The organism is Ochrobactrum sp. AP1BH01-1 (genome assembly GCF_018066705.1).
Lineage (GTDB): Bacteria > Pseudomonadota > Alphaproteobacteria > Rhizobiales > Rhizobiaceae > Brucella.
Window position 1 is genome coordinate 838987 of record NZ_JAGPOU010000002.1, and the last position, 12943, is coordinate 851929.

The following is a 12943-nucleotide window of genomic DNA, read 5'->3' on the forward strand; positions in this document are numbered from 1 at the left end:
TCGAAGGATCGAAGGGCGAGGGAAAAACACACGGCGCGCCTGCCCTCGTCCTTCGAGGCTTCGCTTCGCTCCGCACCTCAGGATGAGGGGGAAGCGTTGCGGTCCCTAAAGATGGCAACCTACGGCGACAGGAGGTACGGATGAATATCGATTTCGAACCGTTCCTCTCCACGCCATGGCTGATTGGCATTCTCGTGCCGCTGGCGTTGCTGGTGCTCGCCACCATCTTTCTGCGGATGCGCGGTGGCCTGATCCGCCTTCTGGCCGCTGCCGCGCTTGCGCTGGCCCTCTTCAATCCGGTCATCATCAATGAAGAACGCGAGCCGTTGAAAAGCGTGGTCGCGGTGGTGGTGGATCGCAGCCAGAGTCAGGAACTGGGAAGCCGCCGTGCCGACACGGATGCCGCCCTGAAGGCGGTGCAGGACCAGCTTGCCACCATGCCGCAGTTTGAAACCCGCGTGGTAGAAGCAGGCAAGCCCGGCGAAAACGAAGACGGTTATGCAACCCGGCTTTTCGGCCCGCTGGCGCGTTCGCTTCTCGATGTTCCGCCTTCCCGCGTCGCGGGCGCTGTTCTGATTACTGACGGTCAGGTGCACGATATTCCCGCCAACAGGAATGCGCTCGGCTTCGATGCGCCCCTGCACGGGCTTGTGACCGGCAAGTCGGACGAGTTCGACCGCCGCATCCGCTTCAACAAGGCGCCGCGCTATGGCATCAGCGGCAAGCCGCTGGAAATGTCGTTTACGGTGATCGACGAAGGCAAAAGCCTCGGCAGCCCCGCTCCGGTTCAGGTCCGCGTCAATGGCGAAACCGTCAGCGAGGAGGAAGCGCGCGTCGGGCAGGAAACGCCCGTCACCATCACCTTGCCGCGTGCCGGTGTGAACATTGTCGAAATCGCCACGCCAGCGCTTCCCGGCGAAGTGACCGACGCCAATAATCGCGCTGTCGCGACCGTGGACGGCGTTCGCGAAAACCTGCGCGTACTGCTCGTCTCCGGCGAGCCGCACAATGGCGAACGCACATGGCGCAACCTGCTCAAATCCGATGCCGCCGTCGATCTCGTCCACTTCACCATTCTGCGCCCGCCGGAAAAGCAGGACGGCACGCCAATCAACGAATTGTCGCTGATCGCCTTTCCGCATCGCGAGCTTTTCGTGGACAAGGTCAACGAGTTCGACCTCATCATCCTGGATCGTTACCAGCATCGCGATATACTGCCGCTGCTCTACTACGATTATCTCGCGCAATATGTGGAGAATGGCGGCGCGCTTCTGGTCGCCGCCGGGCCGGAATATGCGGGCGAAATGTCGATTGCCCGCACGCCGCTCTATAGCGCCCTCCCCGCCATGCCGACTGGCGCAGTGACGGAAAAGGCTTTCTATCCCCGCCTCACCGATCTCGGCAAACGCCACCCGGTCACGCGCGGCCTCGATGGCAGCGATCAGGAACCGCCACACTGGAGCCGCTGGTTCCGCACCATCGACATCACCGCGCCGCAGGGCGAAACGGTGATGAGCGGCGCGGACAACAAGCCGCTGCTGGTATTAAGCCGCGTCGGCAAGGGCCGCGTCGGCATGTTCCTCTCCGATCAGGGCTGGCTCTGGGCGCGTGGTTTTGAGGGCGGCGGTCCCTATGCCTCGCTCTATCGCCGCATCGCCCACTGGCTGATGCAGGAACCGGAACTGGAGGAAGAAGCGCTCACAGCTTCGGGCAATGGCCGTACTCTTTCCATCCGTCGCCAGACCATGGGCGACAATCCGGGTGCGGCAACGGTTACAACCCCTTCCGGCAAGGAATTGCAGGTCAATCTTGCGCAAAGCAAGCCGGGCCTGTTCGAAGGCTCGTTGCAGACGGACGAGATCGGGATTTTCCGGGTGAAGAATGGCGATCTGGAAGCGTTGGCCCATGTGGGGCCTATCGATGCACCGGAATTTGCCGACAGCATTTCGACGGTGGATCGCCTGAAGCCGCTTGCCGAGGCGACCGGCGGCTCGGTCCATCGCGTCCATGCAAGCGGGGAGAGTGCAGTCCGTGTACCGGCAATCACCGCCATCAGCGGCAACCGCGCTGCCAGCGGCAATGACTGGATCGGCCTGCGCGAAACGTCGGATACGCAGTTGAAAAGCGTCAATCGCCTGCCGCTGTTCTCCGGCTTCCTGGCGCTGGCTGCCCTGCTCATGGTCTTCGGCAGCATGTGGTATCGCGAAGGGCGGTAAACCGCTCCCGTGCAATCTGCTTCGCCCTCACCCTGAGGAGCCGGCAAGGGGCGGCGTCTCGAAGGGTCGAGGAAGGAGTTTCCCCGATCGGAATCAGGCCCGATTGGCGTGGCACACGATGCCGCCGACCCCATTCACCGCGCCCGGCGCGAGTTCACAGGCGAGCATCCGGCGCGGATCGACGGGTGCCGGCATGACCATGGATCCCGGCGCCACCATCTTGAAACCGAACGGACCGTAGTAAGGCTCATCGCCGACGAGGATGACGAGCTTGTGGCCTGCCTTTTCGGCTGCTTCCAGCGACATGCGCATCAGCCTGCCGCCGATGCCCCGCTTCTTCCATTCAGGCCTGACGGCAAGCGGTCCGAGCAGGAGCGCGGGCGTCTTGCCGACGACAACCGGCGTCTGCCGTACCGATCCCACGACGATGCCGCCCATCAGCGCCACGAAGGAGAGATCGAGCGCATGCGGGCCACCCTCGCGGATGAAATGCGCGGCGCGGGTAAAGCGTCCCGGTCCGAAAGCTTCGGCATTGATGGCTTCGATTTCAATGTCGTGCGCCGGGCATTCCTGCGCGTAGGTCAGTTCAAGCTGCTGCATGGGCTTAAGATCGCAATAGGAGAAGTCGGGGACCGTCAGGTCAATGGAATGCGCTCCGCGCTTTGGCGCGGTCCAAGTTTCATCGTCGGATGAAAAGCATTTCCATTACATCGTTCTCCTGTGCGGCCGGAATTGGGATGACCGCAATTTGGAAGTTGCATTACACCAAAATGGACAGAGGTAAAACCATTTTTTTCAAAATGGCGGCTTCAACTGATCTATTTGACACCGTTACGCACTGTTCACGGCTTGGAATGCTGCAAAACGGCAGTTATCGTCCTATTCTCTTGCCAAAAGGAGAAATCGCATGGGACTTCTGGTCGATGGCAAGTGGCACGATGTCTGGTACGACACCGAGAGCACGAAAGGCCGCTTTGAACGTTCGAAATCACAATTCCGCAACTGGGTAACCGCAGATGGCAGCGCCGGTCCGACCGGCGAAGGCGGCTTCAAGGCCGAACCGGGCCGTTATCACCTCTATGTGTCCTATGCCTGTCCATGGGCGCACCGCACATTGATCTTCCGTGCGCTGAAAGGACTGGAAGACGTGATTTCGGTATCGGTGGTGGATTTTCTGATGGCAGAGGAAGGCTGGACCTTCCACGGCACCACCGGCAGCACCGGCGACACGCTCTATGGCGCGAAGCGTCTTTACGAGATCTACACCCGCGCCGATCCGAACTATTCCGGCCGCGTCACCGTGCCGGTTCTGTGGGACAAAGAGCGCCAGACGATCGTCTCCAACGAATCGTCGGAAATCATCCGCATGCTGAACAGCGCCTTCGACGCTTACGGCGATGCCTCGCTCGATTTTTATCCGGAAGCGCTGCGCGGCGAAATCGATGCGCTCAACGATTTCATCTATCCCAACATCAACAACGGGGTTTATCGCGCCGGTTTCGCCACGACGCAGGAAGCCTATGAGGAAGCGTTCGGACAGTTGTTCGCCGCACTCGATACGCTCGAAGACCGCCTTTCCCGCCAGCGCTATCTGACCGGCGACCGCCTGACGGAAGCCGACTGGCGGCTTTTCACGACGCTGTTGCGCTTCGATCCGGTCTATGTCGGCCATTTCAAATGCAATCTGCGCCGCCTCGCCGATTATCCGAACCTCTGGAACTACACGCGCGAGCTTTATCAGGTGCCGGGCGTGGCCCCGACCGTGAACATGGAACACATCAAGGGCCATTATTATCGCAGCCACAAGACGATCAATCCGACCGGCGTTGTGCCGCTTGGACCGGAAATCGACTTCTCTGCTCCGCATGATCGGGATCGCTTCCCCAAAATCTGATCGGACAGACTGCGCTTTTCCTGCAACAGTGCCGGGAGAACATCAGCAATCTCTTAAATCTCTCGCGCCCCATTGATTTCGATCAATGGGGCGTTTCGTTGCGCGGTCCAGATTGCGCGCATCACTACTACCTCCCCCAGGACTTCAAAGACTGACCACGACTTAAGGAGAGAGAGATGAACCGCTTCACAAGAGGATTGCTGGCCGCTACCGCCCTGACCTTGGCCGCGCCTGCTGCATTTGCCGCAGATGCCATCGTAGCCCAGCCTGCATCCGAAATTCAGGCCGTGCCGGAAGCCCTGTCGCCCTGGCAGATCCGTGTCCGCGCACTCGGCGTCGTTCCGCAGAATTCCGGCTATGTGAACGGCGTTTCAGGCTCCGATCTCGACTATTCCAAGTCGATCACGCCTGAACTCGACATCACTTACTACTTCACGGACAATTTCGCCGCTGAACTCATTCTCGGCACAACCTATGCCAATATCAATGGTGCGGGTTCAATCGACGGACTGGGCAAGATCGGCAAGACCTGGATTCTGCCTCCCACGCTGACGCTGCAATATCACTTCACCAATTTTGGCGCCTTCAAGCCTTATGTCGGTGCAGGCGTGAACTACACCGTGTTCTACAATCAGGATGCGACAGGCGTCGAATATCTGAAGGTCAAGAATGCATTCGGCGGCGCGTTGCAGATCGGTTTCGACTACATGCTCAACGAACATTGGGGCGTGAACTTCGACGTCAAGAAGCTGTTCCTGGAACCGAAATTCGACGCCACCCTGATCGGCGGCACCGAGGTAAGCGGCAAGGCCAAGCTTAATCCGTGGCTGATCGGCACGGGTATCACCTACCGCTTCTAAAACTCTACACGCCAGGGTGAAGGTGCGGCGGATGCACCTTCACCAGACCGGCAGCGGCTCCAGGTCGTGAAGTGCTTCCTGCAGGCGCCGCTTTGTCGAGGGCGTGGTTCCCTCCGGCAGATTGTCGAGCGGAAAAAACCCGCATTCGGCAATTTCGCGGTCAGGCAAACGCGGCTCTGTCTGCTCGAATTGCCTGCACACATAGAGCGCCACATGATCGCGCGGCGATGCGTGGGCATTCTTGTAAAGCGCGAAAAGCCGGGGGGAGCCTTTCAGCACAATATTGCATTCCTCGCGCAGTTCCTTTTCCAGCGTCTCTAGAAAGGTCTCGCCGCGCTCGACGCCTCCGCCCGGCAATTGCCATCCTGGCACATAGGTATGTCTGACCAGGAAAACCGAATTCTTTTTTTCATCGAAAACAATGGCCCTTACTCCTAATGTCATCGGTCGTCTTAATAAAAAATATGTATGAAATATAAAATGTCGAAAGCGCATGCCGTCTCTCCGCGAAGTAATCTACTTCGTATTAATGCATTAATGACATCAACAAAAAGTCGCTAAACAGGTTTTGATTTTAAACATTATCCAGTAAACGAGGCATAGGCTCAGGACCTGTTAATTTGCTGGAAATGGCACTCGAAATGACAAGAGCTGCAAGGAGAGACGCGAAGAACGGGGTGGTTCCCCCGGTCGAGCGGTTCGACGTAGCAGATCGCGAGTCATTTCGGTGTCCGAAGGATGTGGTCCATCCGCCCGGCTACTTCGTCGAAGAGGCTCGAAAATGAACCACATTTCCTTCGCATCTTCTCCTCGTATCCAAACGGATGGCCTCACACCATTTCGATCAAATTAACAGGTCCTGAGCCTTATGTTCCGTCTCGCCCATATATCCGATATCCACCTTTCGCCCTTGCCGCGCGTGCGATACCGCGAATTGGCGTCGAAGCGCATTACCGGTTACATAAACTGGCTGCGCAATCGCAAAAACGCGATGCACGGAACCGTGCTTGATACTCTCATTGCCGACATGCAGGCGCAATCGCCGGATCATATCGCGGTGACGGGCGACCTCGTCAATCTGGCGCTCAATCTCGAAATCGATATTGCCCATGACTGGCTTGCCAAACTAGGCGATCCGCAAGATGTCTCGGTCGTTCCCGGCAACCATGACGCCTATGTTCCGGGTGCGCTCGACAAGTCGTGCCGGAAATGGGAACCGTGGATGCGCGGTGACGGCATCGACAATCACGGCAACCGCCCGCAATTTCCCTATATGCGCGTGCGCGGTCCCGTTGCGCTGATCGGCGTTTCCTCGGCGCGTGCGACCGCCCCCTTCATGGCAAGCGGCGACTTCCGGTCTGCGCAAGGCAAGCGTCTGGCGGCAATGCTGGACGAAGCCGGTGCACGCGGACTCTTCCGCATCGTGATGATCCATCACCCGCCGATCCATGGCGCAACGCCTGCCCATAAGCGTCTTTACGGCATCCGCCGTTTCCAGAAGATCATACGAAAGCACGGGGCGGAACTGGTGCTTCACGGTCATACGCATCTTATCACGCATTACGAGATTGACGGACCGAACGGCAAGGTTCCCGTCATAAGCGTGCCTTCCGCAAGCCAGAACTTCGGCGGTCATAAACCCGCCGCCCGCTACAATATATTCAGCATCGACAGGCGGCCTGAGGGCGGCTGGTCCTGCCTCATGGAAGAGCACGGCGTTTCCGATGCCAGCGAGAGAATAACGAAGCTCAACGAGCGCGTTCTTTATTGATTCCATAACAAAAACGGCGCCGAAGCGCCGTTTTCATTAGTTGCTCTCACCTACTTGCCAATCACCCGGTTGGCAGCGGAGACGATTGCTTCCAGTGAAGCACTGACGATATTGTCGTTGATGCCTGCACCGAACAGCTTGCCGCCCGGATAAGCCATCTCGACGTAGGAAATCGCCGAAGCGTCCGAACCCTGCTGTAGCGAATGTTCGGAATAGTCGACCACCGACATCTTCACGCCGAGATACTTGGACAGCGCATCGACAAAACCGTCGATTGGTCCGGTTCCCTTGCCCTCGATATTCTTGGTCACGCCGTTATCGGTGATTTCGGCGGTCAGAATGCGGCGGCCCTTCTGCTCGGGATCGGGCATGGTGTGATGATCGACGAATTTGATGCGGGCGCTGGGCTGCGCCACGTAGAGCTTCTGGAACTCGTCGTGGATGCGCTTGGATGGCAGCTCCTTGCCTTCCTCATCGGTAATGTTCTGGATGATCTCGCGGAATTCCACCTGCAGGTTGCGCGGCAGGTTCAAGCCGTAATCCGCCTGCAGGATATAGGCGATGCCGCCCTTGCCCGACTGCGAATTGATGCGGATGATCGCTTCATAGGAGCGGCCCACATCCTGCGGATCGATCGGCAGATAGGGCACTTCCCAGATGGGGGAATTGGCCGAGCGGCGCGCCTTCATGCCCTTGTTGATCGCATCCTGATGCGAGCCGGAGAATGCCGTATAGACCAGTTCACCCACATAAGGATGGCGTTCGGCGATCTTCATCTGGTTGGAATATTCATAGACTTCCTTCATCCGGTTGATGTCGGTGCAGTCCAGTTCGGGGTCCACGCCCTGCGTGTACATATTGAGCGCCAGCGTCACCACATCGACATTGCCGGTGCGTTCGCCATTGCCGAACAGCGTGCCCTCGACACGATCCGCGCCGGCCATCAGGCCAAGCTCGGTGGCGGCGATGCCCGTGCCGCGGTCATTATGCGGGTGCAGCGAGATAATCAGGTTCTCGCGATTGTCGAGATTGCGGCACATCCATTCGATCTGGTCGGCATAGACGTTCGGCGTGTTCATTTCCACCGTCGAAGGCAGATTGAGGATCAGCTTGTTTTCCGGGGTGGGTTTCACGATTTCGGTGACGGCGTTGCAGATCTCCAATGCCACTTCCAGCTCAGTGCCGGTGAAGCTTTCCGGCGAATACTGGAAGCGATAACCCCCTCCTGCTTTCGCAGCCATATCCATGATCATCTTGGCAGCATCGGTGGCGATCTGCTTGATGCCCGCCACATCCTTCGCGAACACCACGCGGCGCTGCAATTCGCTGGTGGAATTATAGAAATGGATGATCGGCGTCTTCGCGCCCTCCAGCGCCTCGAAGGTGCGCGTGATCAGTTCCGGGCGGCATTGCACCAGAACCTGCAGGTCCACATCGTCAGGCACATTGCCATGCTCGATGGCCCAGCGGCAGAAATCGAAGTCGGTCTGCGAGGCGGACGGAAAGCCGATCTCGATTTCCGGAAAACCCATATCCACCAGCAAGCGGAACATGCGCTCCTTGCGGTCATGGCCCATCGGATCGACCAGAGCCTGATTGCCGTCGCGCAGGTCGACCGAGCACCAGATCGGTGCCTTTTCGATACGCTTCGACGGCCAGGTACGGTCATTGAGCTGCGGTGCGGGGAATGGCGAATATTTCGTGCCGGCAATGGACATGCCCTTGCGGCCGGCGGATCCGGTTTCAGTTTGCGACGCGGCGACAGTCTGGTTCATTTCTGGTTTCCTCCCGGCTTCACATCGGCCCTCAAGCCGTCAAGCACGGATTTCCTGATGATAAATCGATGGAGATGATGTGTAAGGAGCTAAAGTCGGCGGGACCGTAATCGACCGCCGGACGCTCCTTCAACGAGCCCGGCGATCGCCGCTAAGGCCGAGGGTAAGAAGCGAGTTTAGAACGCAGACATTCACGGGCGCGCCGGAGGCGGCTGCCGAATGTTCCAGAGATTTTGCGTTCATCATCGTCATGTTCAAAGCTTTTACACACGGGACCAGATTAGCGCAAGACGATTTTGCTCACGCAAAAGGAACGGAACTGGTGCCGAGCGGCAGTTTCGCTTCCTCTTCCGGCTCGACATGGATCACCACGCGTGCGCTGTCGATCTCCTTTTTCACGGCGTCTTCGATCCGGTCGCAAATCAGATGGGCGTCGCCCACACTCATATCCGCAGCCACGACCAGATGAAACTCGATGAAGGTGACACGACCGGCAATCCGCGTCTTGAGGTCGTGGACTTCGATGGCGCCGCCAGCATTGGCTGAAATCACGTCGCGGATGCGCATTTCCTCGGCTGGCTCGACAGCTATATCCATCAGGCCCTGCACCGAGGAATTGATGACATGCCAGCCCTGCCAGAGAATGTTGATGGCGACCAGTATGGCGAGCAGCGGATCGAGGATGGCCCAGCCTGTAGCCACAGCACCGACAAGGCCGACCAGAACGCCGGCGGAGGTGAACACGTCGGTCATGATGTGCTTGCCGTCGGCTTCCAGCGCAGGTGAGCGGAACTTGCGGCCGGTGCGAATCAGCAATGTCGCCCACAGGCCGTTTATGACGGCGGCAGCGGTGTTGATGGCCAGACCCAGCCAGGGTTCATCGAGCTTGCGCGGGCTTTCCAGCGCAAACCACGCCTCGCGGAAGATCAGGAGTGCAGCGACCGTGATCAGAACGCCTTCCACGACAGCCGAAATATATTCGGCCTTGTGATGGCCGAAGGGGTGGTTGCCATCCGCAGGCTTGTAGCTCATGCGGATTGCCCACCATGCACCGATGGCCGCAATCACGTTGACGATGGATTCCAGCGCGTCCGAATAAAGGGCCACCGAGCCGGTCAGCGCATAGGCCAGATATTTCAGACCCATCACACCGAAAGCAATGGGAATAGACCAAGCGGCAAGCCGCCGAACCTTTGCACTCGCGTCCATAATGAACCTTTGATTATCGTGGTCTTGTCCCGTAACCGGGACGGGCCTACGCACGGCCCTTCATTCATTCGCCAGAGCGTGATCGATCCGGTTGAATGAGATCGGCGCTCCAAGCGTTTGTTTTGAACCGCGCATCTTATCCGAAAACCGTTTCACACTTTTCGGAATGCGCTCCAGCGCGCGGGATACATCCACAACGCAACTGGCTTATGCAGCAGCAGTTCACCGCCGTTCTATACCCCAGAAAATCGAAACTTCGTACCCTGTTTTTTCAGTTCCCGCATTTAATTTTCTTCTGCAAATGCAAGGCATTACAGTTGCAAATGAGTTGCCAAAGCAGACAATGGGCAAGCGTCGCCAGTTCATAAAAAAAACAGCCGCAGCGTTGGCTGCGGCTGGCTTAAAATCATCAGGCGATGCATCCGGTCAGTAATTGGTGCGGCGCGCCTTGTTCTTGCCCGCCAGATGCGTCACCACGTTCTCGATCATGCGCATTCCGGCATTATGGCCAAGCGTCATGATCGATTCCGGATGGAACTGAACGGCGGCAACCGGCTCGTGCTTGTGCTCGAAAGCCATGATGACACCGTCTTCCGTTTCCGCCGTCACCAGAAAATCATCCGGCAGACGCTCCGGATCGGCGAAAATCGAATGATAGCGCCCGACCGTTACTTCCTTCGGCAGACCCGAGAATATCCTCTCCGGCTTCGACACGCGAATGCGCGACGGCTTGCCATGCATCGGAATGCGCAACTGGCGCAGCGTGCCGCCATAGGCTTCGGCCAGCGCCTGCAATCCGAGGCAGACACCGAAGATCGGCAGTTCCCGCTTGCGCGCCTTGGTGATGGTCGCCTTGCAATCGAAATCCTGCGGGGTGCCGGGCCCAGGCGACAGAACCACGAGGTCCGGCTTGATCCTGTCGAACACGTCATCGGCAACCGGCGAACGCACGGTCGAGACCGTGGCGCCCGTCTGGCGGAAATAGTTAGCGAGCGTGTGCACGAAGGAATCTTCGTGATCCACGAGCAGGATGGAGATGCCCTCGCCCACCTTAGCTGCCACGCGCTCCTCAGCGACCTGATTGCTCTTCTGTGCTTCACGCACGGCAGCAATCATGGCGGAAGCCTTCAATTCGGTTTCGGCCTCTTCCTCTTCCGGGTTGGAATCGAACAGAAGGGTCGCACCGGCGCGGATTTCAGCCATGCCGTCCTTGACGCGGATGGTGCGCAGCGTCAGGCCGGTGTTCATGTCGCCGTTGAAGTGCATCATGCCGATCGCGCCGCCATACCATGCGCGCGGGCTGCGTTCGTTCTCCTCGAGGAAACGCATCGCCCACAGTTTTGGCGCGCCGGTGACCGTCACAGCCCATGCATGGCTGAGGAAACCATCAAAGGCATCCATGCCGTCGCGAAGCCGCCCTTCAATATGATCGACCGTATGGATGAGGCGCGAATACATTTCGATCTGACGACGGCCGATGACGCGCACCGAACCCGGCTCGCAGACGCGGCTTTTGTCGTTGCGATCCACGTCCGAGCACATGGTCAGTTCGGACTCGTCCTTCTTGGAATTCAGCAGCTTCAGGATCTGTTCCGAATCCGAAATTGCATCCTCTCCGCGCTTGATCGTGCCTGAAATCGGGCAGGTTTCGATACGCCGCCCGTTGACCCGCACGAACATTTCCGGCGATGCGCCGACCAGATATTCGTTCTCCCCCAGATTGATGAAGAAGGAATAGGGCGACGGGTTGATCGCCTTCAACCGGCGGAAAATCTCCGACGGCGCAGTGTGGCAGCGCTCATAGAAGGTCTGGCCCGGAACCACTTCAAACAGGTCGCCGCGCTTGAAGCTCTCCTTGGCGCGCTCGACCAGCTTCGCATATTCGCCCGGATTATGATCGCCGCGCGCAAGCTTGGCGTCGGACGGCTTGAAGGCTTGCGCAGGCGTTGCGCGTGCAAGGCCGTGCGTGGAAGAACCGCCGCAGTTGAATTCGTAACGATCCACCCAGGCGCGTGCCGCATAATGATCGGCCACGAAGATCTCATCGGGAATGAACAGCACCAGATCGCGTTGATCGTCGGGGCGCTTCAGCTTGTACTGGATCGGATCGAACTGGAACGCCAGATCGTAGCCAAAGGCACCGTAAAGACCGAGATTGGCGTCTTCCTCGGAGAAGAACAGGCCGACAATGGCGCGCAGGACCGTAAAGACCGAAGGCATGCGCGAGCGCTCTTCCTCGGTAAAGGTTCCGCTCGGCTCGGCAATCGTCAACTCGATGCGGTTTTCCTCGGCCTTGTCGACCGTTACCTCGGCCAGCGCCTTGACCGTGTCCAGAATGGGACGAAGCAGGATGATGCCGCGGGCATTCAACGCTTCGATGCGCATGGTGCGGGCGCGCGAGGTGATGACCACCGGAGGATCGACGATAGCCGTATCCCAGCGCGTATAGCGGCCCGGATATTCGTAATTTGACGAAAACACCGCACCGCGCCGTTCGTTCAGCGCATCGATATAGGTCTCGATCGCGCCCTTGTAGGCTGTGAGGTGGCGCACACGCTCGACGACGATGCCGCCTGCCGTCTCGTGCTGGAATATCTCGCTATCCGCAATCTTCGCATTCATGATCGGCTATCCCAAACTAGAGCATTTCCGGTTCAAATTGCTCTATCTCTATTTGTTTTTGATGCATGCCCTGATCCCAAAACCGGTTCCAGCTTTTGGGGACATGCTCCAACTGTTCCAAACACTTCCGGAAATCGGTTTTCCCCGCCGGTCTTATACAAACAGCCAAACAAAAAGGCCGCCCGGATAATCCCAGCGGCCTGTTCCTGAACGCAAATGCACAAACGCCTGCGTGGCCGCTTTTAGCGGGCCCACCACCAACCGTTGATGACGATATTGCGCGAAATGTTCATGGACGTACTGTTAGCGTCCAATGTGTTTCCTTGCAACCGGAAAATTCGAGCGCGGAAATGTGCGGCGGAGATCGGCGCCGACGCGGCCTTCTGCAAGCTCTGCAATTATCACAAAGAAATCCGGACAGTTTGGGGCTGTCCGGATTTCCTTAGAACCGGGATGAACGAGACGGAAGGAAGGGGACGCTTCCTTCAGCTCCGGGCACCCCCATACCCCATGCTAAATTTACAGGTGTAATATGACTTTCAGTATGCATAGTACTATTACCACAGGTTGTATATGATATGCAATCTGTGATTGTT

General features: G+C 58.2%; 10 protein-coding genes. 5 read left to right on the top strand and 5 right to left on the bottom strand.

Going from position 1 to position 12943, the window contains the following annotated elements; all coding sequences use genetic code 11:
* The first annotated feature begins 140 nt into the window (after positions 1–140).
* On the top strand, positions 141–2216 hold the full coding sequence (locus J9800_RS09420) for a hypothetical protein (RefSeq protein ID WP_114216301.1): 2076 nt from the start codon (positions 141–143) through the stop codon (positions 2214–2216).
* A 93-nt stretch (positions 2217–2309) separates the two neighbouring features.
* On the opposite strand, the gene J9800_RS09425 is transcribed toward J9800_RS09420, so the two are convergent.
* On the bottom strand, positions 2310–2816 hold the full coding sequence (locus J9800_RS09425; RefSeq protein WP_114216300.1) for a GNAT family N-acetyltransferase: 507 nt from the start codon (positions 2814–2816) through the stop codon (positions 2310–2312).
* 307 nt (positions 2817–3123) lie between these two features.
* Here J9800_RS09425 and J9800_RS09430 point away from each other — a divergent pair, with 307 nt between their 5' ends.
* Positions 3124–4110: a glutathione S-transferase family protein gene (locus J9800_RS09430; protein ID WP_114216299.1), complete on the top strand. Its 987-nt coding sequence runs from the start codon at positions 3124–3126 to the stop codon at positions 4108–4110.
* Positions 4111–4286: 176 nt separating this feature from the next.
* Positions 4287–4970: an OmpW/AlkL family protein gene (locus tag J9800_RS09435; RefSeq protein ID WP_114216298.1), complete on the top strand. Its 684-nt coding sequence runs from the start codon at positions 4287–4289 to the stop codon at positions 4968–4970.
* Positions 4971–5009: 39 nt separating this feature from the next.
* On the opposite strand, the gene J9800_RS09440 is transcribed toward J9800_RS09435, so the two are convergent.
* Entirely contained in the window at positions 5010–5465 is a 456-nt protein-coding gene (locus tag J9800_RS09440; protein WP_112585710.1) for an NUDIX domain-containing protein, read from the bottom strand.
* Between the two features lie 373 nt (positions 5466–5838).
* Here J9800_RS09440 and J9800_RS09445 point away from each other — a divergent pair, with 373 nt between their 5' ends.
* Entirely contained in the window at positions 5839–6741 is a 903-nt protein-coding gene (locus J9800_RS09445) for a metallophosphoesterase family protein (protein ID WP_114216297.1), read from the top strand.
* A 50-nt stretch (positions 6742–6791) separates the two neighbouring features.
* On the opposite strand, the gene leuA is transcribed toward J9800_RS09445, so the two are convergent.
* A complete protein-coding gene (gene leuA, locus J9800_RS09450; RefSeq protein ID WP_114216296.1) occupies positions 6792–8516 on the bottom strand; it encodes a 2-isopropylmalate synthase in 1725 nt (574 codons plus the stop codon).
* A gap of 300 nt (positions 8517–8816) precedes the next feature.
* Positions 8817–9725, bottom strand: coding sequence for a cation diffusion facilitator family transporter (locus J9800_RS09455; RefSeq protein ID WP_112585705.1), 909 nt, complete (start codon positions 9723–9725; stop codon positions 8817–8819).
* Positions 9726–9816: 91 nt separating this feature from the next.
* Between J9800_RS09455 and J9800_RS09460 the strand changes: the two genes are divergently transcribed.
* Positions 9817–10158: a twin-arginine translocation signal domain-containing protein gene (locus J9800_RS09460; RefSeq protein WP_162792672.1), complete on the top strand. Its 342-nt coding sequence runs from the start codon at positions 9817–9819 to the stop codon at positions 10156–10158.
* On the opposite strand, the gene J9800_RS09465 is transcribed toward J9800_RS09460, so the two are convergent.
* Positions 10152–12347: an anthranilate synthase component I gene (locus tag J9800_RS09465; protein WP_114216295.1), complete on the bottom strand. Its 2196-nt coding sequence runs from the start codon at positions 12345–12347 to the stop codon at positions 10152–10154. The two genes, J9800_RS09460 and J9800_RS09465, sit on opposite strands and share 7 nt — an antisense overlap.
* Positions 12348–12943: the final 596 nt, after the last annotated feature.

Bases quoted from the DNA above. Each gene is read 5' to 3' on its own strand.
- J9800_RS09435 (WP_114216298.1), top strand. From the start codon at position 4,287: ATGAACCGCTTCACAAGAGGATTGCTGGCCGCTACCGCCCTGACCTTG.
- J9800_RS09430 (WP_114216299.1), top strand. From the start codon at position 3,124: ATGGGACTTCTGGTCGATGGCAAGTGGCACGATGTCTGGTACGACACC.
- leuA (WP_114216296.1), bottom strand. From the start codon at position 8,516: ATGAACCAGACTGTCGCCGCGTCGCAAACTGAAACCGGATCCGCCGGC.
- J9800_RS09420 (WP_114216301.1), top strand. From the start codon at position 141: ATGAATATCGATTTCGAACCGTTCCTCTCCACGCCATGGCTGATTGGC.
- J9800_RS09425 (WP_114216300.1), bottom strand. From the start codon at position 2,816: ATGCAGCAGCTTGAACTGACCTACGCGCAGGAATGCCCGGCGCACGAC.
- J9800_RS09440 (WP_112585710.1), bottom strand. From the start codon at position 5,465: ATGCGCTTTCGACATTTTATATTTCATACATATTTTTTATTAAGACGA.
- J9800_RS09445 (WP_114216297.1), top strand. From the start codon at position 5,839: ATGTTCCGTCTCGCCCATATATCCGATATCCACCTTTCGCCCTTGCCG.
- J9800_RS09455 (WP_112585705.1), bottom strand. From the start codon at position 9,725: ATGGACGCGAGTGCAAAGGTTCGGCGGCTTGCCGCTTGGTCTATTCCC.
- J9800_RS09465 (WP_114216295.1), bottom strand. From the start codon at position 12,347: ATGAATGCGAAGATTGCGGATAGCGAGATATTCCAGCACGAGACGGCA.